This is a genomic window from Chryseosolibacter histidinae, assembly GCF_018598225.1.
GTDB lineage: Bacteria > Bacteroidota > Bacteroidia > Cytophagales > Cyclobacteriaceae > Chryseosolibacter > Chryseosolibacter histidini.
In genome coordinates, this window is record NZ_JAHESF010000064.1 from 1 (window position 1) to 25,530 (window position 25,530).

The 25,530-nt window shown below is 44.0% G+C and carries 17 protein-coding genes; 11 read left to right on the plus strand and 6 right to left on the minus strand.

The window, feature by feature from the left end; genetic code table 11:
- The 6 genes from KK083_RS30635 to KK083_RS30660 form a co-directional block, all read left to right on the plus strand.
- Positions 1 to 493 (plus strand): sigma-70 family RNA polymerase sigma factor (locus KK083_RS30635; RefSeq protein ID WP_254169972.1); only part of this gene is annotated, 493 nt, incomplete at its 5' end.
- Positions 494 to 730: 237 nt separating this feature from the next.
- Positions 731 to 1,717, plus strand: a complete 987-nt coding sequence (locus KK083_RS30640; RefSeq protein ID WP_254169973.1) for a FecR family protein — start codon at positions 731 to 733, stop codon at positions 1,715 to 1,717.
- Between the two features lie 248 nt (positions 1,718 to 1,965).
- Positions 1,966 to 3,324 carry a fibrobacter succinogenes major paralogous domain-containing protein gene (locus KK083_RS30645; RefSeq protein WP_254169974.1) on the plus strand — a complete coding sequence of 453 codons (1,359 nt, stop codon included), beginning with the start codon at positions 1,966 to 1,968 and terminating at the stop codon, positions 3,322 to 3,324.
- Positions 3,325 to 3,439: 115 nt separating this feature from the next.
- Positions 3,440 to 6,802: a TonB-dependent receptor gene (locus KK083_RS30650; RefSeq protein ID WP_254169975.1), complete on the plus strand. Its 3,363-nt coding sequence runs from the start codon at positions 3,440 to 3,442 to the stop codon at positions 6,800 to 6,802.
- Positions 6,803 to 6,806: 4 nt separating this feature from the next.
- Positions 6,807 to 8,195, plus strand: a complete 1,389-nt coding sequence (locus KK083_RS30655; RefSeq protein WP_254169976.1) for a RagB/SusD family nutrient uptake outer membrane protein — start codon at positions 6,807 to 6,809, stop codon at positions 8,193 to 8,195.
- A gap of 8 nt (positions 8,196 to 8,203) precedes the next feature.
- On the plus strand, positions 8,204 to 9,616 hold the full coding sequence (locus tag KK083_RS30660) for a TlpA family protein disulfide reductase (RefSeq protein ID WP_254169977.1): 1,413 nt from the start codon (positions 8,204 to 8,206) through the stop codon (positions 9,614 to 9,616).
- Positions 9,617 to 10,013: 397 nt separating this feature from the next.
- Here the strand turns inward: KK083_RS30660 and KK083_RS30665 are convergent, their stop codons facing one another.
- The 4 genes from KK083_RS30665 to KK083_RS30680 all read right to left on the minus strand — a co-directional run bounded on the left by KK083_RS30665 (position 10,014) and on the right by KK083_RS30680 (position 13,387).
- Complete coding sequence (locus KK083_RS30665) at positions 10,014 to 10,301, minus strand: DUF6520 family protein (RefSeq protein WP_254169978.1); 288 nt, start codon at positions 10,299 to 10,301, stop codon at positions 10,014 to 10,016.
- Positions 10,302 to 10,633: 332 nt separating this feature from the next.
- Positions 10,634 to 11,710 (minus strand): hypothetical protein, encoded by a 1,077-nt coding sequence (locus KK083_RS30670; RefSeq protein ID WP_254169979.1) that lies wholly within the window; start codon positions 11,708 to 11,710, stop codon positions 10,634 to 10,636.
- 22 nt (positions 11,711 to 11,732) lie between these two features.
- A complete protein-coding gene (locus KK083_RS30675) occupies positions 11,733 to 12,173 on the minus strand; it encodes a MauE/DoxX family redox-associated membrane protein (RefSeq protein WP_254169980.1) in 441 nt (146 codons plus the stop codon).
- Between the two features lie 344 nt (positions 12,174 to 12,517).
- Positions 12,518 to 13,387: a helix-turn-helix domain-containing protein gene (locus KK083_RS30680; protein ID WP_254169981.1), complete on the minus strand. Its 870-nt coding sequence runs from the start codon at positions 13,385 to 13,387 to the stop codon at positions 12,518 to 12,520.
- 241 nt (positions 13,388 to 13,628) lie between these two features.
- Between KK083_RS30680 and KK083_RS30685 the strand changes: the two genes are divergently transcribed.
- Complete coding sequence (locus tag KK083_RS30685; protein WP_254169982.1) at positions 13,629 to 14,123, plus strand: protein-disulfide reductase DsbD domain-containing protein; 495 nt, start codon at positions 13,629 to 13,631, stop codon at positions 14,121 to 14,123.
- Positions 14,124 to 14,433: 310 nt separating this feature from the next.
- Here KK083_RS30685 and KK083_RS30690 read toward each other — a convergent pair whose 3' ends face one another.
- Positions 14,434 to 16,488, minus strand: coding sequence for an OmpA family protein (locus KK083_RS30690; RefSeq protein WP_254169983.1), 2,055 nt, complete (start codon positions 16,486 to 16,488; stop codon positions 14,434 to 14,436).
- A 23-nt stretch (positions 16,489 to 16,511) separates the two neighbouring features.
- Positions 16,512 to 20,309 (minus strand): CHAT domain-containing protein, encoded by a 3,798-nt coding sequence (locus KK083_RS30695; RefSeq protein ID WP_254169984.1) that lies wholly within the window; start codon positions 20,307 to 20,309, stop codon positions 16,512 to 16,514.
- Between the two features lie 444 nt (positions 20,310 to 20,753).
- On the opposite strand from KK083_RS30695, the gene KK083_RS30700 reads away from it, so the two are divergent.
- The 4 genes from KK083_RS30700 to KK083_RS30715 all read left to right on the plus strand — a co-directional run bounded on the left by KK083_RS30700 (position 20,754) and on the right by KK083_RS30715 (position 25,227).
- Positions 20,754 to 21,074, plus strand: coding sequence for a PadR family transcriptional regulator (locus tag KK083_RS30700; RefSeq protein ID WP_254169985.1), 321 nt, complete (start codon positions 20,754 to 20,756; stop codon positions 21,072 to 21,074).
- Between the two features lie 5 nt (positions 21,075 to 21,079).
- Complete coding sequence (locus KK083_RS30705; protein ID WP_254169986.1) at positions 21,080 to 23,743, plus strand: ABC transporter permease; 2,664 nt, start codon at positions 21,080 to 21,082, stop codon at positions 23,741 to 23,743.
- Positions 23,744 to 24,116: 373 nt separating this feature from the next.
- Entirely contained in the window at positions 24,117 to 24,689 is a 573-nt protein-coding gene (locus KK083_RS30710; RefSeq protein WP_254169987.1) for a putative glycolipid-binding domain-containing protein, read from the plus strand.
- Positions 24,690 to 24,804: 115 nt separating this feature from the next.
- Positions 24,805 to 25,227: a hypothetical protein gene (locus KK083_RS30715; protein ID WP_254169988.1), complete on the plus strand. Its 423-nt coding sequence runs from the start codon at positions 24,805 to 24,807 to the stop codon at positions 25,225 to 25,227.
- The last annotated feature ends 303 nt before the right edge of the window (positions 25,228 to 25,530 follow it).

A 25,530-nucleotide genomic window follows, 5' to 3' on the forward strand; every position in this document is an offset into this window, starting at 1 on the left:
ACACAGCCAACTTCGTCGGCAGCGGCAGAGGTGGATAAGAGACAGGCTGGCACAAGACCTTGTGCAGGATGTTTTTACGGCGATCCTTCGAAACCCTCCCCCCTTTTGTAATGCCGATAACCTTGCGCCTTACCTCTTCAATGTGGCTAAGTACAGCTGCCTGAGAAAGCTGAAAGAGCTGAGCCGCGAGCATGATGCAAAAAAAGAGTACTTATTTCGGAAAGAAACCTCCGCCAGAAGCCTCGACGACCTGATCCATGAAAAAGAATACGCCGAGCTGGTACAAGAAGCAGTTGAAAAATTGCCGCCACAGCAGAAGCAGGTCTTTATTATGGTGAGAGAAAAAGGACTCACCCATGAGGCGACGGCCACCGAGCTACACCTTTCACCCATCACAGTAAACCGGCACCTGGGGCTCGCGGTAAAATCCATTCACGATCACGTGCTTCGTCACATCGCCTCGCTCATCATTGCTGGTAGTTTTCTATTCTGATCTTCTGCATCAAATTCGATCTTCTCCAATCCTCAAGATTCTTGCACCACTGCCTGATTTTGCATGGTATATTTCCACTCGATAACGTTATCATAATAATTCTTTAAAAATTTCATCATTGTCATTGATCATTGGTCGGCTTTTAAGGCTCTTGTAGATATGGAACGAGTGAACAGTGTCGTCACCGTTCTTATTTGAGGCCATGACCAGTTTGGAAAAGGTCTTAAAAAAGTGAATATGGATAGATTAGAATTTTTGCTTCAACGCTATAAGAATAATACGGCAACTCCGGAGGAGGCTGAGGAATTGTCGGGCTTGATGGATGGGGAGTTTAGGGATTCTGCAGGCAAGGAAAAACTTTCTGAGGCCAGCGAAAGAGACGTGGAGATGGTATTCGGAAAATTGGACGCTGTGCCGTTGGCCCAGCCTGCCAGGGTTGTTCGCTTCAGAAGGTCGAGTGTTTGGTTGGCTGCTGCAGCGACGCTCACTATTGTGCTTGTCGCCGGACTATGGCTTATTTCCGATAGCACAAAATGGTTTCCTTTATCAAGTTCATTAGAGAAAGATGCGATAGCGAAATATTCAGGCAAACAGGTGTTGAATTTGCCCGACGGAAGCAAGGTTGTACTCAATGCGAACAGCGAGTTGAATTTTAACGAAGCCAGTTTCGGAAAAGATACCAGGGAAGTCAGCCTCATTGGGGAAGCAACTTTTGATGTTGTGCATGATTCGTCTAAGCCCTTCGTGGTGCATACAGGTAAGGTCAATACGAAGGTGTTGGGAACTGAATTCAACATTAATGCTTACCTGGATAAGGAGAAAGTCACAGTTACTGTTTTACGTGGCCTCGTTGAAGTTGGTGACGAACATCAAGTCTATGGTCAGATCAAACCCAATGAACAGATGGCGGTCGATATTAAAACAAATGAATTTTTGAAGCAGAAAACAAATGCAGAGGATGCTGTTGCGTGGCAAAAAAACTTCTTTATTCTTGACCAAGTTACATTTGCTGAAGCTATCGCGCAAATTGAAGAAAGATTCCACGTAAAGGTCACAATCAGCAACGAGTCATTGAAGGATTGCATTGTTAGTGCTTGGTTTTTCAATAATGAAGATGTGAATAAAGTAGTGGAAGATTTGAGTATGTTAAAACAAGCGACGGCGACCATCAATGGGAACAAAATAATTATTGAAGGAGGGGACGGGTGCAAACCATCACATTAAAATTTCCAACGATGCATGACTGTGTAAATAGTTTATAGGCTTAAATCTTACACATACCCAAAATGAAAAGGATTTGTACATCTGCAATTGACGCGTGATGCGTTGCTTTTTGAAGCATATACGCTAAGCCAAATAATTCTGTCCCGTAAAAAAAAAAAACTGTTTTTAAAACGAGCTGGGATTTTATTGCCTTAATAAAACGAGAATCATAAGTAAAGTATTTATTGAACAAGCTTAACCCGAAGAAAATGAAATCAACGCTACAAAATCTTAAACTATGGGTGGTCACATTAGCTGTGGGATTTGCAGGAGCTTTCCCGTCGTCGTGTGACGAAGAAGAGCCTGATACAGTTCCAACGGTATCAACAGGAACTGTTACTGCAATAACTGGGTCTACTGCAATAGTTACGGGTGAGATTATTAATGATGGTGGCCCAAATATTACTGCAAGTGGATTTGTTTATAGCAGCACCAATGCGACGCCAACTTTGGCGGCGGATAGCTTTACTGAAGAAACAGCAACGGTTGGTGTGCTGACAAGTCAATTGAATGGTTTGAGTTCAAGTACCACATACCATGTGCGTGCTTATGCAATCAATGGTAAAGGCACTGGTTATGGTGAGGTGGTAGATTTTACGACCGGTAATGCTGCACCTGTAGCTAGCGCAGTTTCGATTAATGGTGCGCCAGAAGTAAACAAAGGTCTAACGGGAATTTATACATATAGCGATTCGGAAAATGATGTGGAGAGTGGCAGTTTATTCAAATGGTATGTTGCGAATGATGGCACTGGGGCAGGCGAGGTTCCAATTGCAGGTGCGACAGCCATTACCTATACAGTCCAGGCTTCGGAGCAGGGTAAATACATTCGCTTTGGAGTAACTCCAAAAGCCTCAACAGGAAATGCAGCAGGCGAAGAGGTTAAATCTGCATTCGTTGGGCCTGTAGGGGAAGCAACAACAGTAACATTCACCTATAATGGACATGAAGTTACATATGGTATCATCAATAGTTCGACCGGGCGGAAATGGTTAGATCGCAATTTAGGAGCGACAAATGCCCCTTCAGCATTTGACGATTATGCCAACTATGGGGATTTGTTTCAATGGGGACGTCTTGCGGATGGTCATCAGTTAGTGACGCGGGATGGACTCAATGATGCGAATATCCACGCCATAAACGGCAGTACATCATTTAATCCTCTTCAGACATCTTCTACCAATACTCCTAATCATTCTCTTTTTATCATTAATTGGGATGGTCCTTTTGATTGGCGCGTTCCCCAAAACAACAATTTATGGCAAGGGGTAAATGGCATTAACAACCCCTGTCCCTCTGGATGGCGTGTCCCCACCGCGGCAGAATGGTCAGCTGAAAATCTCGGTACCATCTCGCAGGCATATGCCAAGTTGAAAATTACGCTTTCCGGCCTGCATGCAGGCGATGATGATGGTTTCTATCAGTCCAATACTGGTAGATACTGGACGACTACTATTCCAGATCCTGCCGATTTTTGGGTCACACATGCTTCTATTAATGGTACTGGAACATCACTGTCCATTTTTGCTCGAGCGAATGGAGCGGCTTGTCGCTGCATAAAAGATTAACAATGTAGGTGTTGTATGAGATAAAATGAAGAAAGACCACCTCAGGATTCCGGCCTGAGGATGGTCTTAAAAGGGTGTCTTAACAATTTGCTCTAACGTTAAAACAATACAATTTATGAATTTTATTGTATCGAAACCACACGGGTATTTCCGTGGGATATTCGAATGGCATCCTGTAAGACTGAAGTTTATTATGAGAGCGTGTTTCTTTTACATCGTATTGATGATTTCTAGTGGCCAATTACTCTTGGCTTATTCAAGTTTTGGTCAGCCACCGGAAAAACGAATGACCAAAATTGAAATGAGGGATGAGAATTTCCATTCATTGTTTACAAAATTGAAAGCTCAAGCGGGTTTGTCATTTTTGGTCTCTGGACAGATTGAAGGGTATGGAAACATCAATTTACCATTGGCAGAACGTTCAGTTAAGGAAGTGCTTGACTTGGTATTGATTGGTACGGAGCTTACTTATCACATCAAAGGCAATACCGTTTTTATCTACGAAAGGGACGCTGGGAAGGGTAAGACGGAGGTCAGTAAAGTATCAACGGGAATCCTTTCCATGTTTGAGATTACAGGAAGAATTACCGATGGTTCTACCGGGCACCCTTTGGCAGGTGTAAACATCATTGTAAAAGGCACTACAAGGGGAACAAGTTCGGATAGTGACGGGAGATTTTCGATTGCTGCCGCGGAAAATGAAACCCTGGTGTTCTCTTTTATAGGTTTCAAAACTTTTGAGACCGATGTTGCGGGGAGATCAACTATTGATGTGATAATGGAAATAGAAGCAGCTGCATTGCAAGAAGTTGTTGTGAATGCGGGCTATTATAACGTAAAGGATAGAGAGCAAACGGGTAACATCGCAAAATTGGATGAGAAGGATATTGCAAAACAACCTGTCTCAAATCCATTACAGGCGCTGCAAGGAAGGGTCTCTGGAGTAAATATACAACAGTTTAGTGGCCTGCCCGGTGGACAATTTTCGATTCAGATAAGAGGTCGTAATAGTATAAATCCTGATATAAGGAGTGAACCACTCTATGTGGTAGACGGCGTACCATTTTCTTCTGAATCTTTTGGAGGGGGATTCGGAGGTATTATGCAGAACCATGTTAGCCCCATTAACAGTATCAGCCCCTCTGATATTGAAAGTATTGAAATACTGAAAGATGCTGACGCCACTGCTATTTATGGATCCCGCGGGGCAAACGGTGTAGTACTGATTACCACAAAAAAAGGTAAAGCAGGTAAAACATCAATTGATGCGAACTTTTCTTGCGGATTTGGCCAGGTTGGCCACACCATGAATTTATTAAGTTCTTCTCAATATCTGGAAATGAAAAGAGAAGCACTTGAAAATAATTCAAGTTGGCCTGTGGATCCTTCCAGTTATTCACTTTATCCAGAAGTATTTCTATGGGATACTTCTAGATACACAGATTGGCAAAAAGAATTTATCGGAGGTACAGCCAAAGTAACTAACGCGCGGATATCCTTGTCCGGTGGTGCTGCTAAAACTCAATATTTATTCAGTGGGAGTTATTATAGGGAAGGTTCAGTTTTTCCGGGAGATTTTATTTATCAGAAAGGATCAGTTCTTTCGAGCCTAACGCATACCTCAAACGATGAAAAATTTAAGTTCTCCTCATCAATCAACTATACCGTCGATAATAACGAACTACCTAAGGACGATCTTACTTTTCAGGCGATTTCCTTGGCGCCAACAGCTCCTGCCTTATTTGATGAAAATGGCGACATCAATTGGGAGAACAACACATGGATTAATCCTATGGCCGCCTATTTAAAACCGAAATACAGAGCAGCGGGAGATAACCTTACCGCCAATGCTAGCATCAACTATGAAATTATTAGGGATTTGAATATCAAAACGAATTTGGGTTATAATAAGAGATTTCTAGAACAGCTCTCCACTACGCCCTATTCTTCAGCGCGACCCGATAGGCTCATCAGTTTTCAAGCCACAAGCATATTCGGAAGTGGAGGGATAAAAACATGGATTGCCGAACCGCAAATAGAGTATAAGCGATCAATTGGAAAAGGGATCATAACGATGTTAGTCGGTACATCCTTTCAGGAAACAAAGAAAACCAACGAAGTTAAAATGGCTAGCGGATTTACGAGCGACGCACTGTTGGAAAATATTAAGGCTGCTACTAACGTTAGATTTACTCTTTCTGATTTTTATCAATATCGATATACTTCGATTTTCGGAAGATTCAATTATAGCCTAAAGGATAAATATATCCTGAATTTAACTGCTCGTAGGGACGGCTCAAGCCGGTTTGGGCCTGACAATCAATTTGGAGATTTTGGGGCGGTTGGTGCAGCATGGATATTCTCAAATGAGGGATTCATCAAAGATCAGTTTGGCTTATTAAGCTTTGGTAAATTACGCGTAAGCTATGGAACAACTGGAAGTGACAATATTGGTGATTATAAGTATTTAGATTCATATGGGCCAACGCAAAATCCTTATCAAGGTACAACAGGATTGGTTCCCACGCGACTAGCAAATCCTAATTACGGATGGGAAACCAATAGAAAATTTGAGTCTGCAGTTGAAATTGGACTAGTAGAAGATATGATTACTTTTTCAACAAGTTTTTATTTAAACCGATCTTCTAATCAATTAGTCGGTTATGCTTTGCCGGCAATAACGGGGCAACTATCTGTGCAGCGAAATCTCCCAGCTACGGTTGAAAATACTGGATGGGAATTTGAACTGAACACTGTTAATGTGAAAGGAAACTTTTCCTGGACAACTGATTTTAATCTTACCGCGCCGCAAAATAAACTCGTGGAATACCCTGACTTAGAGAATTCGCCTTATCGTCTGGTCATTGGTAAGCCTTTAAATGTAGTTCAAGGACTACGTTATACTGGAGTTAATCCATTAACAGGCTACTACACATTTGAAGATGTGAACGCGGATGGCAGGCTTACATCCGATGATTACCAGGTTCTTGGTAAACTTGGAACTGAATTTTTTTTAGGAGTCGGGAATAGTATAAAATTCAAAGGATTGCAACTTGATTTTCATTTTCAAGCCGTCAGGCAAACTGGCTATAGTTACATCGTATTGTTTCCTCCCCCTGGGCAACTTGGTTACAACTCAAACCAACCAAGTTTAGTAATGGGGCGATGGACAGTACCCGGAGAGATAAGGGAAATTCAGAAATTTACCACGGGAGGTAACTCCGAATACTATAATCAAATAATAAGCGATCGTTATATGGTTGATGCCTCCTACATAAGATTAAAGAATATTCATTTATCGTATCAACTCACGGGCGAATGGATTAATAGTGTAAAAATAAAAAGCGCAAATATTTATGTTCAGGGCCAGAACTTGATAACAATCACGAATTATATAGGGCTTGATCCGGAAAGCCAGAATAGTAGCAGACTACCTCCTCTTCGAACAATTACTATTGGTATGCAAATGTCATTTTAAAGCCATGAAACGTAGGGATATTTCAGGAACACTTTTATTCATTCTCTTTTTATTTCTGTGCAACGCATGTCAGGACTTTTTAAATATTGATCCCCCTGTATCGGAGATTATTAGCGAAACCGTTTTCATTGATGATCGATCCGCTACCTCGGCTATTGCCGGAATTTACAGCCAAATGATGAGTACATCTGCTTTTGCAGGTTTTGACATTGGCTTTTATTGCGCAATGTCTGCCGATGACCTAATGTTATTGATATCAAGTAACGAGCAAATTCAATTTCAAAATAATTCTCTTGCTCCTTTGAATGAAGCGCTATTAAGCTCGTTTTGGGAACCAGGATATCGTTACATTTGGTATGCAAACTCGGTACTCGAAGGTCTCGCCAATTCAAACGGAGTATCACCAGAAGTGAAAATTCAACTTCTTGGAGAAGCAAAATTTATTCGCGCATTTTGTCATTTTTATCTGACTAATTTGTTCGGAAGCATTCCTTACATAACATCTACAGATTATCGTGTAAATGCCATTGTTGCTAAAAATTCCCAGGCAGAAGTATATGATAAATTAATTCAGGACTTATTAGAGTCGCAAAGGAACCTTAGTGACGCATACATAACTAATGGCAGGGTTAGGCCTAACCGTGGAACGGTGACAGCTCTGTTAGCTAGAGTTTACCTTTATGCTGGAGACTGGTCAAATGCAGAAGTTGAGGCGACAAAAGTGATTAATGATAGTAAATATCAACTTGAAGGTGATTTAAATAGGGTGTTCTTAGCTGACAGCAAAGAAGCTATTTGGCAGCTAATGCCGGTGAATCCCGGCTACAATACTTTTGAGATAGATTATATTACGCGTGGTAGTAGTGGTGGCTTGTCGTTAACAAACGAGCTTTTGAATTCTTTTGAGGCAAACGATTCCCGTTATGACAATTGGACAAGTAGTTGGATAAATAGCAACGCAACAGTGATAACTTACTTTCCATTCAAATACAAAGTCGCATCTTTAAACCAACCCATAACCGAGTATAACACGATTTTCCGACTTGCCGAGCAGTTTTTAATCCGTGCTGAAGCTAGAGCACAAAGAGGCAATCTAACAGGTGATAACAGCGCCGAATCAGATCTGAATATTGTACGGAACAGAGCGGGCTTAAACAAGGTGGCAGCTGTTACCCAAACGGAATTTTTGGATGCCATTCTTCAGGAGAGGAGAGTTGAGTTGTTTTCTGAGTGGGGTCATCGATGGCTCGATCTAAAACGAATGAATAAGGCTGACATAACACTCGGTCAATTAAAACCTGATTGGCAGCTGACTGACGTTTTATACCCGATTCCCAAGCATGAAATCGATAAGAATAAAAATCTATTACCCCAAAATGAAGGTTATCAATAACACTGCTTATGAAAATGCGTAAAATTTACATTTCGATATTTGTAATGTTTTTAAACATTGCATTAAACGCGCAACCCAAGACATATGATTTTAGTCGCATTGGCATAGGAGACGAAGTTCCTGGTGATTTGCCACTTGTCAATCTGATCAATTACTCAAAACCAAGTACTACAGTATCGAATTTTAAAGGAAAGTGGTTGATCCTTGACTATTGGTTTACCGGCTGTGGACCGTGTATACAGTCATTTCCAAAGATTATGAATCTTCAAGAGAAGTACGGCGATAAGATTCAGATCATGTTGGTTAATCATATGCAGAATAAAGCGATAGTTGAGGAGTTTATTAAAGGGCGAAATAAGAGCGGAAGGGAAATATTTTCAATTCCTTCCGTAGCAGGTGATACTATTTTGCACAAAGTCTTGCCACCATCTGGTTATCCGTCGATTATTTGGATTGACCCTGATGGGTTTTATAGAGCTTCAACTAGCGGTTCAGACCTCAACGAAGAAAATCTTAAATTGGTATTAAATGATAAAGGAAGTATCCAAACTCTGATCGCTAACTCTTCAGTTACAAATCTTACAAAGCCACTATTTATTGATGGAAATGGTGGCAGTGGCCAACAGATGTTATGGTATTCGACTGTTTCGAAATACTCACCTAAAGTAAGAAGTGGAATGGAAATGATGTGGGCAGATTCCTCAGGATATGTAGTCGCCGCAACACATAAACCAATAATAGATCTAATAATGCGTGCATATAGTGAGGGACCATTTGGGTATAGCCTAGTGAATCTAATACGCCTTCCGCGTACTCAAATTGAGCTTCGGGTAAAAGACCCTAAAAGGCTTTTGGACAATTCTGTTGATGGCGTTGTTGCGACCAATAACCTTTATACCTATCAACTGATATCATACGAACCCCAAACAATTAAGCAGTTAAAGGGAATTATGAAAGATGATATTAGCAAATATTTTGGATTAGAGATGAAATGGGAAAGAATCAAAAAGAAATGCTTGGTACTTACAGCAGAGGATACAACGTTATTAGGAGACGGAAAAATTAAAGCGAAACCAACTTATGGCTTTAGGGATGGTATTCAATTCCTAAGTGACGTGACAATTAATAATCTCTTCGGTTACTTGACTGAGTACATTGGAGGAAAAGACAATATTTATTCTGGGTTTGACGGCTATCCGCTTGTAAATGAAACTGGTTTTGTAGGTGGGCTTGACTTGATCTTAAGTAATATCACACAGGGGAACTATGCTGAAATGTTCGCGGATTATAAAAAACTAAATTCCGCACTGGCAAAATATAAAATGCAGTTTAGCATTCAGGAAAGAAAGATTAATGTTCTCGTTGTCATGGATGCTAAGGTTGATAAACATCTAAGTGAAAATCAGCGTGAATTCAAATAAATTGCCGTCTTTGCTAGAATAAAATCCATTTCTTAATAGTTGAAATACAATGCTAATTGACATGTATTTTCTTCATACGCATCAACCATAACTGTCTCACCTGCAACTACAATAACCACTTGGCACCGCATAAAAGTGTTACTCGTGCTGCAAGTTTTGCCGGGAGGTACCAACAAACTACCTGTAATACAGGTGCCATTGGGCCGTTTTCCTTTCGCATGAATTTGGGGTACATCCGACGCAAAAGCAGTTATTATAGCAAGGGAAAATGCGATAACAGGTGAAGTCGCTTTGAATGTGCTCATAGAACAAATAAGTTATTAGAATACTTGAATGTATTTGGTTAAAAAAAACTAATTGGAGGAGTTAACCTCCTCCAATTAGTTTTATCATTGTCTTAGTTGTTGTAAAACAGTGCTTCGCTTGATTGACATGTTCCATCAGCAGTAAATGCTCCAACTTGTGTAGGAACACCACTTACTGAAATTGTAACTTGGCAACGAACTTGTGTGTTGCTCGTGTTACAAGTTTTGCCAGTAGGTGGATCCACTAAAGTTCCAGTAACACAAGCGGAGGTATTGGGATTTATTCCTCTAGCACTAATTAACAAGGCATCTGATGCAACTGCACTTACAATAGCAATCGTAAACGCGATAACAGGCAGGATCAATTTAATTGATTTCATAAAATAATTGGTTATGTTTACCACACACGCCTACTCTTTTCCAGGTTTTCGACATCCCCTGTTTGGCCTCCTAAACTGCAGGTGAAAAAAGGCCATTATACCTAAATCGATTAAGGAACAAAAGCATAAAATAAAGCTTGGGCTTGCCGCACAAGTTCAGCAGCAATAAATAAGAAACAGTGATGAGGTAAGGACAAGGATGACTTGACTTTTTCATAAACTGATTTTTATATAGTTTTCGAGCTGGTGTTTCATGTCTCAAATTCTAGGCTTGGTCATAGCGTCTCTTATGACGATTCCCATTCTTGTGATGAAGCAGAGAGGATACTTCTTTAGAACTTCTCTCCAATAGATTTCGATAATACGTTACTTTCTATGTTGTAGCTACATAAATAGTTATCAATCATAGTGTACAACTTTCCGTCGTAGAGGTAAAGACCATCAAGTTTATTTCCGTACGCGCTCAACGGAATGTAAAAGCTAAACTGATACTTTCCATTTCTCAAATCATATACATCTATTACGGATGCTCTTTCCATTGATGTCTTTTCGTCTTTTGAGCGTATTGCTGAATTTACAAATAACCAATTTCCATAGGTGCAACTTTTCTTATTAACAGAAAGCGGAGGTGCGGACATAGTATAGGTTTTATTCCCATTTGATATAAAACTATCCGCTTGGATTTGTGCTTTGCTTATCGGGTCAATTGTGTTTGCCTTATAGATGGTATTCATACTTGTATCCATGACGATAAATTGGTTTCGGTAGTAGTATATATATATAATTTCTTCTAGCTTTTTATTATAATGCAACATGCCATCCACGCAAAAGACGCCATCAAACTGTTTTTCAAGTAGCTCGGGAAATAGTTTCACTCCACCCTTAGTTTCCTTGGCTAGCATGTCCTCCCTTGTTTTTGCACTGTTTACCCTTAATGCAAAGGAGTAAGGAGATATAGGGACTGCTAGCGAAAAGTATGCGCTATCATGCATAAAGCGCTTGCCATACCATTCGTTTAAAGTACCGCGAAGCAGATAGGGCTGAGTGCCTTCAGAGATAAAGAAGTAAGGTGAGTCAATATTTACTTGGATCGACTTAAATCTTAAGGTGGGGTCATCAAGACGAAGTTTGATGTGTGAAGTATCCCGTAGGTCTTTACTACATTCGATCAAGTGAAGAGGCGCCCATACATTTCCCAAGTATATCTTGTCAGCGGCGGCTCCCGCAACGTAATAGGACCTTCGTTGCAAATCTATTACCGTATCCTCGGTAATCACCCTCGGGGGGAATACACGCGAAAAGTCGTATAACCTTTGGGTCTTATCTTCACTGAGTGCAAACAGTACAGAGACGATAAGCACACTAAGCGTAAAGCAACCTGTTAAAAGGATGGCTGGTCTTATGTTCATTTTTTTATAATAACAAATGCAATCAAGCTGCTGCAATTTCTTTATGATTAGTTATCTCTCGTTTGGAAGAAAGGACTACTCCAAGCAAAGCGAGAAGTGTAAAAACAATATTGAATATTAAGTGTTCCGTCCATCCCATTTTTTCGAGAATGCCACCACAGGAACATGGAACATGGCTACTAAAATTCAAAATGACTACGATATATGCTGTGAACATTACCATCAAGCTAAACGAGGCATAAAGTCCCACAACTCGGATTCGTTGGAAGGCAAGCATAATCGCAACTATAATTTCTGAAACAGGTATGAACCAGGCAACGAAACGGGCAAATTGGCTAAGAAAAGGGGATTGCCCTATTTGCACTCTGAATTTTTGGACGTCCATTAACTTGTTAACAGCAGCATAAACAAATAGGAGTATAAGCAGAAAACAGATAACTTCGACGGCAGTATTTTTTTTCATAGATTCAATAGTTCTGATAAGGGAAGAACGTAAATTTTAATATATCATTTGCCTATCCCACAGAACCCAGCCACCGCTCAGGTCTTCCCGACACCCTGAGCAGTAGCACAGATCCTGTAAAATTTCCGCTCGTAGGTTTAGGTTAACTCACTTTCTTAACTTCACTTGTCCCGGAGCCTCAAGCGTGACCAGGGCAGAGCGGCTTTCCTGGTCACGGTTTAAGGCTGTTTAACCGAATTGGCCCCACACCGTCTATGCAGGAGCTCCGTTGATGTTGATGTAAAGGTACAGATGGCGATTCTCCCAAAGTGGCCGCGGGGTTACGCGATCGGGAGTATTTCATTTCATTCACCGTCGTTTTTGCGCAGTTCACCGGGAGAGTACCCGAATCTTCTCTTGAACGTTTTGTAAAAGTTGTTCAGGCGCGTGTAGCCTAGCGATACCGATATTTCGCTTATCGTAAGCGTCGAGTCGCGCAGCATCACTCTCGCCTGCTGCATACGTTCATTGGTGATGAAATCGAAGACCGAAGTTCCGTAGAGTTGTTTGAAGCCGGCCTCGAATTTTTTTCTGGTGAGCGATATTTTGTCCGCTAGATAATTTACGTCGAGCCTGAATTTCAGGTTTTGCTCGATGTATTCCTTGGTTTCCTTGATCTTCCGGACGTCATTTTCGTCTAACCCGATCTTGAAATGCTGGCAATGGTGCAGTGATGCGATGATCAGGTCAACGAACTTGCAGTCGAGGTAGAGGCTCTGCAATTCTCCCTCAAAACCATTGCCGATCACGCTGTAGATGCTATGCACGATCCGCGGTGCGATCAGCGGATGATTCGGACACATCCATACCGGTTCCGCGCCGCCGATCTTGTCTAAAAATGTCTCCAGGATCGGAACACCGGGCAGCAGTTGTTTCAGGTAGTCGGCATCTACTTCCATACAAAACGATGCGTACCTTCCCTTTGAAAGCGCAACGGTGCAGCTGCCGGCCGGTAAGTACGCCATGTTGAAATATCCTTTCTGAAGCATACCCGACACGTTGTCAATGGTGTACGGTACTTTGCCATGAAGACAATAAAAGAACCCCAAGAAATCATGCTCGGGTACAAACGCATACGTTGTGTCCTCTTCCAGTACCGATGACAGGTACAACATCCTTCCCTTAACCGGATACCCCGGTTTTTCGGGACTTAATTCAAATTTGGTGACTCTCATAACTCCAACTATCTACGGGTGAAGATCCGCATTCAATGGAGGTGGACGTTTACGTTTTCCGAAGTTTGATTTATGAGATCAGGAGTATTTTATTCCCATTTTGACAAAATTGCGACGTGTTACGGTTGGTTGTCCCGTTATTTCCACACACAAATATTTTTGAAAACGAATTGATCATTCGATCTCGGAAAAGGCTGTATATAAAGGAATGCCGTTGTTGTTCACATTAATCTGATCCGCAATGAAAGTCTCTATTATAACTACCGTCCAATTCCTACTGCTTTGCTGTTCTTTAACTTTTGCACAATCTCCGGAGGCCAATCCGCTGAAGTGGAGTTTTTCCGCACTACGGTTGAATGAGCACGAAGCGCAGTTGGTCTTTACCTGCAACCTGGAAGACGGCTGGCATATCTATTCGCAGTTCCTGGAAGAGGGAGGGCCGCTACCGACAACCTTCACATTCGTGCCGGATCCCTCTTATTCGCTGGTGGGAAAGGTAAATGAAGAAAGCACCCCGGTAAAAGAGTATGACAATGTATTCATGATGCCAATAGTATGGTTTAAGAATAAGGTTGTTTTTTCTCAGAGAGTGCAGGTCAACACATCGAGTACCAAAGTGAAGGGTAAAATAGAGTTTATGGGCTGCAATAGCTTTATGTGTCTTCCGCCTAATGAAATTGATTTTTCTATTGAAGTGAAAGCTCTCCAGGAAGGAAAGAATACCAAAGGAAAATAATACTTGCAAACATTCAGGGCCGGGGAATTTCAGATAGGGCTTCTATATTATCTCAGGTAAAATTCCCCCCATAACAGTTTAGGTTAATATTCAAATGGGCAACCTGCCCCGGCACCTGAAATGTTTGATCTCACCTCGAAGGTTTAATTCTGTATATAGTTGGCAGGGAAAGGTCCAAAGAGAACCTTTCCTTTTTTTATTAATGAGATTTGTCATTGGCACCGGTTAATAGGTAGACAGTTGTATGTTGAGCAGGCAAGCCGTGGACGCACACCTTCCCCAACCGGCAACCGGAAACTGGCAACTGGATTTATCCCACATTTAAGATCACCAGCTCAACCCTGCGGTTCCGCTCGCGGTTTTCTTCTGAATCGTTTGGCGCCACGGGCCTCGTCTCACCGTAGCCTTTTGTGATCAGCTGCTGCGGATTTATTTTTTTCTTCTTGAGATACTCCAGCACGGATTGCGCCCTCTTTTGTGAAAGCGTGTTGTTGTAATCGTCGTTGCCTACATCATCGGTATGGGCCGAGATCTCGATGGAGATGTTGGGATTGTTGGTAAGCAGATCGGCTACGCGGTCAAGCTCGATAAACGACGAAGGCTTCAGTTCGGCTGAGTTGCTGGGAAAGGTAATGTGATTCAACGTCAGGTTCGCGCCTGCTTGTACCGGTGTCACGTGTAAGGCAAGCGTACCGGGTATACCGCCGCCGGTTGCTTCGGCGCCTGCCACAACGGAAGCGCTGGAGAATAAATATCCCTTATCGCTGCTGGTCATCACCTGGTAACGGTCTCCCTTGCGGAGATAAACTGCTTCACCGTCTTCAGCAACGATCACCTCGTTACGGGTTTCATTGTTGTAGTACACTTTGGTGCGCATTTTTTGTTTCGAGTTCACGTCCGTTACTTCTGTAGCGAACTTCACCTTTTCATGCTCCAGTGCGATGGGGAAGGGCATCTCCGGACCAAAAACAGCGACATCAAATTTCACGGACTGGTTATGGGCCGCATACAAGGGAGCGTTTACTGAGATCGCGTATTGTTTGGTAGAGCTCATCTTGAGACTGAGCGGGAAGTCGGCTGCGCGAACAGAGTCTTTATAGAGTACCTTGCCATCATTATCGGCTACGATCAGGAAGCTGTTGAGCGCAAAGCCCAGATCCTTGTCCTTGATCTCGAATTTAGCAGTATAGTCTCCGGCCAGTACTACATCGCGTGTCACCTCTTTGTAGGTTTCCTGGTTTCTGAAGTCGAAATCCACACTGGTGGCGAAGTACGACTTGTGGACAAATTCGATCCGGTAAGGATTACTCGATCCGAGGATCAGGCTGTAGTACCCGTTTCGCACATCGGTTTTGAAAGTGCTCACCACTTCATTCGTCTGGGCATTGATCACACGGATGTCGGCTGCAAGAGGAGACTGGTTGTCGGCTGCACGTACCACACCCTGCACGTGCGTGTTGACCATCTGACGGTCTGCCTTTGGAATGGGAATGGCATAAATGTCGTTGTTGCTGCAGAAGTACATGACATCACCTGACGCCGAGATGCAGGGCGACTGATCGTTATCGGGGGAGTTGATGAAGTCCAGTGGCTGGGGATCAGACCAGCTTTCATCCGCCTGCATCCGCGACTGGTACATGTCGAATTTGCCTTTGTTGCCATTGCGTATCGAAGAGAAGATCAGCGTATGGTTATCAGCCATGATCTTAGGATCGCGTTCGCAGCCTGCATTGATATTCGGTGGCAGCGCTACAGGAGCCTTCCAGGTGCCATCCTGACTTTTACGCGCCACATAGATCAGGAAACAGTTTTCCTTGTTCTTCTTGTCATAGACATTGGCTTCATTCATGCGCAGGAAATACAAGGAGTTGCCATCGGCAGAAATGGAAGGGAAGCCTTCATATTCGTCTGTGTTGATGGTTTTTCCGATGCTGATGGGAGCGCTCCAGCTTTTGTCTTCCAGGCGAGTTGAGTAGAAGATGTCTTCGCTGGTGGTAGTACCTTCGATGAAGGCCGTGAAGTAGAGTGTGTTGCCATCGTGGCTCAGGCTTGGGCCTGCCAGGAAGTTACATTTTTCGTTGATGGCTTTCAGCGGACGTGGCTCACCCCACACACCTTTTTCGTCGAGCTTGGACTCGAACAGCTCCCAGTGTTCGTCAACGGGGTTGACTTTGTTCTTGTTCGATTCGAAGATCAGTGTTTTGCCGTCGGCACTGATGGTGGGAGCGAACTCCGTATACTTGGAAGTGCTTACTGACGAAACCAATGTCCGTCCCGTTGCGGGTGCCTGTGCGTTGAGCGCAGGGGGTACCAGCAACAATGTGAATAGAAAAGCAAGATTACAAGCCGTAAAATTGTTACTCATAGACAATAAGGGGGTTTAAGGGGTTACTGACCGATCATGACGAAAGGACCCCAGTAATAAGGGGCCGCATATTTTTTCTTTAAGTCCAGTTGTGTCTGATAAAAAGCTTTACGCTTGTCTTTCGAGGCGAGCCAGTTGGAATAGAAGAGCACCATCAGCTCCTGCGTTGCTTCGTCATTCACTTTCCAGAGACTCATCATCACACTGTTGGCACCCGCCACAAGAAACGAGCGTTGAAGGCCATACACACCTTCGCCATTCCGCACTTCCCCCGCACCGGTCTCGCAGGCGGAGAGCACCACGAGGTCAGTATTCTGCAGGTTCATGTTCATGGCTTCGTACGCGGTGAACACGCCGTCTTCCGAAGTAGTGTTCCCCGGTTTTCCGATCACTTGCGACACGAGATTTTTTTCAGCGCCCGCCAGCATCAGGCCCGAACGGAGCAAGGGATTACTTTCGGCATGCAGCACGCTCTGACTGTAGACCACTTCACCTTCTTTCTTCGGTGTATTGATGAAGAAGCCGTGAGTGGCCACGTGCAGCAACGCAGGACTGCGTTGTGCCTTGATCACTTCCTCAGTAGCGGTTTCGAAGAGGTGAAGACGAACATTCCATTGATGGTCTTTCAGCAGCTTCTCCACTTTTTGAACTTCCATTTTTGTAGCGGGCAGCGGATCGAGACCGCCCCGCACCAGCTCAAAGGCCGTAGACGACTTCCCGGCTGAAGCTGTCAGATACGTATGATCTTCCTTCGCATTCTGTAGATAGTCGGGATAACCTATCAGCACTGCCTGAGGGGCAGCAGCCATTGGGTTGGGTTTCATGGAAAGATCACGCAGGTTGCTCACCAGCTTGACAGAAATGCGATCGATCAGGTATTGTTGTTTTTCAGGATCAAACAGCGTTGATGCATTCACTTTGTTGTAGACGCCGTCAGGGGAGAGGTAAAGTGTGTTGACGCCGGCGAGATATGGCTCCAGCGCTTTCCAGTAAACCTGGTATGATCTTTCGTTCGTCAGCAGAAAGCGGATGTTGTTGCGATAGTAAGCAAATTCGCGCAGCTCCATGGCGCGGCCCTTCGGTAGGATGACCATATCGGGTACCTGCGTACCGGGTTTGACAATAAGCGCAACATAGATAACGGAGTCGTTCTTCAGGTTGAGCCTGAGCCGCATCATTTCCATCATTGCTTCACCGGGCTTCAGCAGAACCTGCAGCTCCTTCCACGATGAAGATTTTTTCCCGGTGGACGAAGCAAAGAGCTCCGATTTTGCAGACAGCTCTTTCTCTGCGGTGGTGGCTTTTGGCTGCAGGGCGTCGGCGATCGGCTTGCGGGCGGCTCTTTCCTCAGCAGGCAATGAGAAGATAAGCGCCAGCTGCTCTTTGGTTTGCAGCCATTGTGTGAATTTTTCGATCAGCATGGGGTCGCCACTGGCCAGGATCCTGTTTCGCATGCCGGCAGACGCGTTGAGCAGCAGCGCCTTGGTCTGCAGCCTGAAGTCGAGCAGCTCGGAGAGAATGTTCTTGTCGGTGCTGGCGAACTCAACGGCAAAATCCTCGTATGCAGTGATCACTTCCTGGATCTTGTTGTAGAAGGCCGTTTTTTCCTGCTCGCTCATGGCAGGGAACAGCTCATTGATCTGCTGAATATAGGATACGCCGATCTTCTTATACAACGGTCTGGCCAGCGAATACTCCTGCATCCGGTGATAGAGCACGGCCAGGTTATACTCGTTGAAAACATAGTCGGGATGTTCGGTGCCAAGCTTCGCAGCCCTGATCTTCAGCGCCGATTCATAGAGTGTTCTGGCTTTGGCAAGCTCCCCGGTTTCAGCGCAGACGGTGGCCAGGTTGGCCATCTTGGTGGCGTAGCTCAGGCTCTGCTCTCCTGAATACTTCCGGTCGATATCGAGCGCCTGTTCATAGAGTGTTTTGGCTTTTGTATAATCGCCCGCACGTTGGTGAAGTGCCGCCAGGTTCTGAAGACTGATGGCATACTCCGGAGAAACATTTCCCGCGCTTTTTTCAGATTGCACCACTGCTTCCAGCAACTGCTGCGCTTCCTTCAGTTTTTTGGTCTGCTGGTAGATGGCCGCGAGGTTTTGCTTCAAAGTATTGCTGAAGGTGGAATTCGCCGGCACGGAGCTAAGCGCATTGATATAAATGTTTTCCGCGGCTTCGTAATTTCCGAGTTGTATGTAGAATGTAGCCAGTGAGTTGGATACCTGTAAAGCATTTTCCGGGTTCACCTGGCGATAGAGCTCCAACGCAGCCAGATAGTTTTTCTCCGCCGGTACATGCTGTCCCAGTTGCTGCTGGGTGCGCGCAAGCTGATAGCTTGCTTCTGCCTTGATCTCTGCTGGCAATGATGGTGACTTCAGAACCTCTTGTACCAGGGATGCAGCTTCCTGCCATTGTCCGGACTCCTTCAACGCCTCGGCAAGTTTCACTTGCAGGGTGGCTTTTGAAGATGTTGAGGCCGTGGCGATCTTTCCTTTCAGGTAGCTGACGGCATCATCGTTCCGGTTCAGCAGCTCCAGCGCGTCACAGTAGGTGGTGACGATACCCAGCTGGTGCTTTTCATCGGCGCCGGGTATTCCATTCGCGGTAGCTACAGGCTGCAGCAGTGCCAGTGAAAACTGCGGTTGTCCTGCGGTAAGCATCGCGCGACTCGCATTGATCAGATAGGTGGCCTGGATCTCAGGCGAAGCAGACTTGAGATTGGCGAAGGCGTTAAGGTAGAGCTGTTGCGCTTCCGTTGCCTTGCCCTCTACAAGTTTGAGCTCTCCCTCCAGGTATTGGAGGTATCCATGCTCCGGCGCGGTAGGCGGGAAAAGTTTTTCTGCGATCTTCCGGCCCTCATTCAACCGGAGCGAAGCATCTGCATATCGTCGTTGCTGATACAGGAGCCTGCCGAAGTTGAGATAGTGGGTAAAGGCAGGAAGACTGTACATGTTTTCAGGGGAGAGGCTCTTCTCCACCAACGCGTATTCGGCGGCGGCAAGGTCCCACTGCTTTTTGTTCTGGTAGTCGAGCGCTGCTGTCAGGTGTTGCTGGATGGACTTGCCGTCAGATGAAGTGGTATTGGCGTTCAGTCCTTTGCGCTGCAGCTCTGCCAGAAAAGTTTTTGCCTGTTTGTATTCCTCCAGGTTCTGCAGATTGTTCTGGTCGGCTACCGATACAAACTCTGTCCATTTGCGATAGGCTTCCTGCGAGGTACCCAGCTTGTGATCTACAAAGGCGGCGTAGTACAGACCGTAAAAGTAATCCTCACCTGCATCGGGCAGTTGTTTGAGCTTGGGGAGGCACTTGTTCCAAACCTCCTGCGACTGTGCAAACGAGCCTGCCTCCATCAGCACCTGGCCATAGGCGGAAGAAGCAGAATAATACTCATATGATTCCGGTCCGTAAATTTTGCCTGCCAGTGGTGGTAACGCAGCATGTTTTTCTATAGCCAGGGGCAACTGGCCCGACAGTTGAATGAGCTGGGCCTGCTTGTGAAGCGCCTCATAGTAGTGCCGGCTGTTCGCTCCTTCGAGCTCTAGAAATTTTTTGATCTCTTCTTCTGACCATGCCAGGGCCTTGTTTGCAAAGCCACCGTCAAGGCTGATCACCGTGAGCAGTTGCAACGTGTAGGCCGAAGTTTTAGCGTCTGCATTTTTTGCCAGCGCATAGGCCTTCTCGGTGTTGGCCAAAGCCTGGTCATACTGTCCGGCATCATAGGCCTGTTTGCCTTGATCGTACAATGTTTTCCAGTCCTGTGCCACCAACGTATGGCAGACCAGTACAAGGATGAGGGGGAAGTGTTTAGCGGGGTGCATAGTTAAAGCCAATAACCAGGCAAGTTTCCCCCTAAAATACGACGGATTTCCAACATAATTATAACGGGATCACCTATTATCGTGACCTGTCCGGTACAAATTTGTGATCGAATCACAGGTTGAAAATTAACTACAGTACAATACACGCAGGGTTGTGGCATTCGCTTATCGTATTTGATGGGCGACCAAGATTGCCGATCTCGACAGCGATGTTTAAACAGATAACAAGGAATTCGAATCGGCCTCCCTAGGCGCAAAAAAAGCCTGCAAGTTTTTTAAAAACTGCAGGCTTTTTATCAGTCGGCCTGACCGGATTGAGTTCGAACCATTGACACCACGATTCAACCTATAATACAGATTATCAGGCCTTTAAAAATGACCTTGGTCCGTTTTAGCATTTGTGAATATTACTTATAACTTTGTATAACATACATTGTATAATTAATGGAAAACAAGAGCTTGGGGGAATTTGAGGAGTTGGTACTCCTGGCCGTATGTATTCTTGAAGGAGATGCCTATGGCATATCGGTTAAGAGAGAAGTGGAAAAGCATTCGAGGCGATCAATACTTCTCGGAGCGGTGCACATCACACTCTATCGCTTACAAGACAAGGGACTTCTTCAATCTAAAATGGGCGGAAATTCGGATAAACGTGGTGACCGAAGAAAGCGATTATTTAGAATCACCGAAGTAGGAATGAGGCAACTACGAATGGCACACGAGGTCCGTCAGAGCATGTGGAGCCTGATCCCACAATTTAATTAGATAGGATGCAGTCGCGCGAAAAAAAGAAAACACCAACAATGGCCAACTGGCTCGCCTCAAGGTTTATCGATGCGCATTTGTTAGAAGAATTTTTTGGCGACCTGAAAGAAATATATGAATACAGAATATCGACAAAGGGAAAGGTCTATGCAACATTGATGTACTGGGTTGATGTGCTGCATTTAGTAATAGGATTTGCTTCTTTTAATTTATTCAAAAGGCGAACTAACCCCGCTATTATGCACAAACATTATCTGCTCATCGCCATCCGAAATCTGGCCAGAACTAAAATTTATTCCATCATTAATATATTGAGTTTGGCTGTAAGTATGGGAGTCTGCCTGGTGATTTGCCAATACATTTACTTTGAACTGAGTTACGATTGTTTTCATACCAACTATAAAAACACGTATCGCGTAATCATCGAGGAAGTCAATACCGATCTTAAGGAAACTTCACCACTTATCGGATACTCGTTTGGTGTGAGTGCGAAGGAAGATATTCCTGAGATTAAGCATTTTATGCGGCAGCAACGCTTCAACCGAGGTGCCATTGTCACAAATCCCGCCAACCAATTGATCTTTCATGAAGAAATTAATGACCTTCTTTTCGTTGATCATTCATTTTTTCAAATGTTCAATTTTCCCCTAAAAAAAGGGAATCAAAAATCATTATTTGATGACAAATACAATGTTGTTATAACGGAGAAGACTGCCAAAAAATATTTTGGTGTCGATGAACCAATCGGCAAGACGTTAAGGATCAATGGTCCTCCATCACCGGGCGATTATACTGTCACAGCTGTATTGGAAGATTTGCCGTTGAACAGTCACCTGCAATTTGATTTTCTGATCCCCATCGAAAATTATATTGAATTTGGCTGGGGTGGTGCGGTTAAGAAACAAGGAGGTTGGAATGGGTTTTCAGTAGCTACTTATCTTACGCTGGACGAATCGGCTGATCCTGATTTGGTTCGTCAAAAGCTAAACAGGTTAATTGCCCAACACAATGATAATGGTATCGTCAAGAACGTGATCTTGCAGCCGATAGCAGACATTTATATGAAGTCCAACATTTATGCTGATGCGGGATTCATCAGCAGCACGGGAAACATGCAAAACATCCGAGTTTTTTCCATAATTTCCTTATTTGTGCTTTTCATTGCGTGGGCCAATTACGTCAATCTTTCTACTGCACGATCTATGTTAAGGGCAAAAGAAGTAGGGGTACGAAAATCGATTGGCGCCTTTAGAAAGCAGTTGATCAGTCAGTTTATTTTCGAATCTCTTTTGGTCAATGTAATATCTGCACTCGTTGCTATTGGATTTGCTTTCTTGCTGTTGCCGTTCCTAAGTGACATCATCGGGAAGGAAATACAACTAAGTCTGATACAAAATCCTATGTTTTGGGTTTGGTTTTTAGCTATTGTTCTTTTTGGTTCATTATTTTCAGGATTGTATCCGGCTTTTGTATTATCCTCTTTAAAACCCATCAGCATGTTAAAGGGTAGCAAAGCCGTCCAGGTTGGAAGTGTGAATCTGCGAAAGAGCCTCATTGTGTTTCAATTTCTTGCATCCCTATTGCTCATCTCAGGCTCTTATCTCGTTTATAAACAAACATCCTTTATGAAGGGCCAGGAATTGACCATAGAATTGGAAAAAATATTGGTTTTAAGAAGTCAGCAAGTAGCCATCGACACGAATATCATACAGTCTAAGTTTAAATTATTCTGTAATGAAATGCTTGGTCTGCATGTGGTTTCGGCGGTCACTAGCTCAACGGTAGTACCCGGTCAGTTTGGAGTAAATTCTTATCGAAGGTTAGGGCAACCGGAGAGCGCTACTCCTTATACAAGAAGTATTTTTGCAGGAATAGGTTTTTCAGAGACGTATGGGTTGAAATTTCTTGCAGGCGGTCCGTTTACTGAAGGCATGAAGGAAGAAGCGGTGGTAATCATCAATGAGTCAGCCGTTCACACCTTTGGATTCGCCTCTCCTGAAGATGCGATACAGCAAAACCTGGTATTAGGAGGCCGACAAAGAACAGTAGTTGGCGTGGTTGAGAATTTTAACTGGCACTCACTTAAGGAACCGCATATCCCGTATGTTATCAGCCTTACGAATGTGAGACAAAATCCCTACATCTCACTCAAGATGAGTGTGTCCGATCTTGCTGGATCTCTTGCGCAGGTTGAATCTAAGTTTCGCGCCCTTTATCCCGATCAACCTTTTGAATATTTTTTTGCAGACGATGCTTTCAATCGTCAATATCAATCTGAAGTTCAGTTTGGAAAAATATTCTTTTCGTTCGCGGCATTGGCGATCTTCATAGCATGCACAGGACTCTTTGCTTTGGTATCTTTCTCTACAACCTTAAGGGTTAAGGAAATTGGTATTCGGAAAGTACTGGGAGCCGATGCTCGCCATTTGGTATTGCTATTATCGAAGGAATATGTCGCTCTTATTTCCCTGGCAATTCTCGCTGCCATTCCTATGATATGGTATTGGGGAAGTTTGTGGTTGAGCAATTACGCCACACGAATTCATATTGGGCTTGACCTTTTTGTAATCCCAGCGTTGATTTTAATAATCATCGCAGCATTAACAGTCAGCCAAAAGACATTTACTACTGCTCAGGCAAACCCAGTGGATTCTTTGAGGAAGGAATAAAGGTTGAATTTTGATTTGCATTCGCGATAGTTCGAATCCTGCCGGCTTGCTCCCAAAAAAGCCTGCAAATTTTAGAAACCCGCAGGCTTTTATCAGCAGGGTAACCGGTAAAAATTCGAACCATTTATATTTGGACTTAAAGTTATTAAACAGGCTATCAGTTATTTAGCATGTTGCAACTTCTGTATTGGCCCAGGCTTTAAGAAGTGAATTCCCCGAAGTATAAGCCGCAACCACGATGCAGCTTTATCAAATGACCCTGGAAGGTAAAACCTGGAATGGATGTCAGGTCGGCATGGTTTTTACATTTACCTGTACATGGGCTTACATCAGTTGATCGGAAAACAGTACAGGACTAAAATCTAAAAGTATCATGCAAACCAATCTTCTCTGGACGGGCCGCGAATACTATTCTCTCGAGAACTGTCTTGTTACAACAACCGCATCAGGTTCGGAAATAACATCCACCATCATCGGGCTTTATGAAGGGAAGCTTTATAAGGTAGAATACTGGATCAAAACAAATCAACACTGGGAAACCACTTTGCTTGAGATCAACAGCCGTCACAGTAATCAAACGGAATCGATACGTTTAGAAGGAGATGGAAAGGGGCATTGGATATTTAACGGCAACAAAGCGGATCAATTCGATGGATGCATAGACGTCGATATACCAGTGACGCCATTCACAAATACGTTGCCTATCAGCAGGCTTAAAATGGATCCAAACCAGTCTCGCGAGATTCAGGTGATCTATTGTGATGTGCTCTCACAACGGGTAAGCGCGGTTCGTCAGCGATACACTTGCTTGTCAAACGTAGCGTATCATTACGAAAATGTGCCGAACGATTTCGAGGCAACGATAACAGTTGATGAATCAGGTTTTGTGGCCGATTATCCCTCATTGTTTGTAAGGACAGCTGCCTTACAGGCGCATTATCACTAAGAAGTACTTTTTTGGTCCAACGGTTTACATTCAATCTCTTTCCAGTTCGTGTGCTGATCACCACTTCAGAGCGCGATCTATTGATCCAGGTATGAAATTTAACCGTGTTTTGTCAATGAAAGCCATCAAATCCCCAGCTGCAAAAATGGGTATAAAAGAAGGTTCCAGGGGTATATTGATCAATGCGCCTGGCGATATTCATACAACCCTTCACCTACCGGCATTGGATCTCGCATCCAGGTTGACAGGCCATTTCGACTATATTCACTTTTTCACCAAAACACTAGCGGATCTCGACCGGCGGTTCCCCGTATTGATGAAGCATCTTCAAGCAACTGGAATGCTTTGGGTATCGTGGCCCAAAGCCGGCCAGCTAGACACCGACCTGACGATGAAATCCCTGATCAGGACCGGCTATTATCATGGCCTTGTGGAGAGCAAAGCGATCAGTCTTGACGCTACCTGGTCAGCTTTAAAATTTACGCATCCCAGGAAAGGCAAAATCTATCGCAATAGTTATGGGGTGTTCAAGACCTAACGCAATGCCGTTTTTCTGCTCTCCATTTCCTGCCTGCTGGTGATGCTTCCTCCGCCAAAGACCAAGGATTAAAATGATATTCCGTGTCCGGATATTCGATACTGGGGTGTCTTTATAGCAGTTAAGTATTATGTTCTAAAATGATCAAAAAAAATTGTTATGAAAAGCCTAAATTTTATCATCCTTGCCGCTCTCTCCTCGGGAATCTTTTCTTTTAGCACCTCGGATAGCTATTCCTGCGAGCATTGACCCCTCATTCCATTTTTGATTGACCCCCTGTTGCTGCAAGTTGACCCCCCGGAT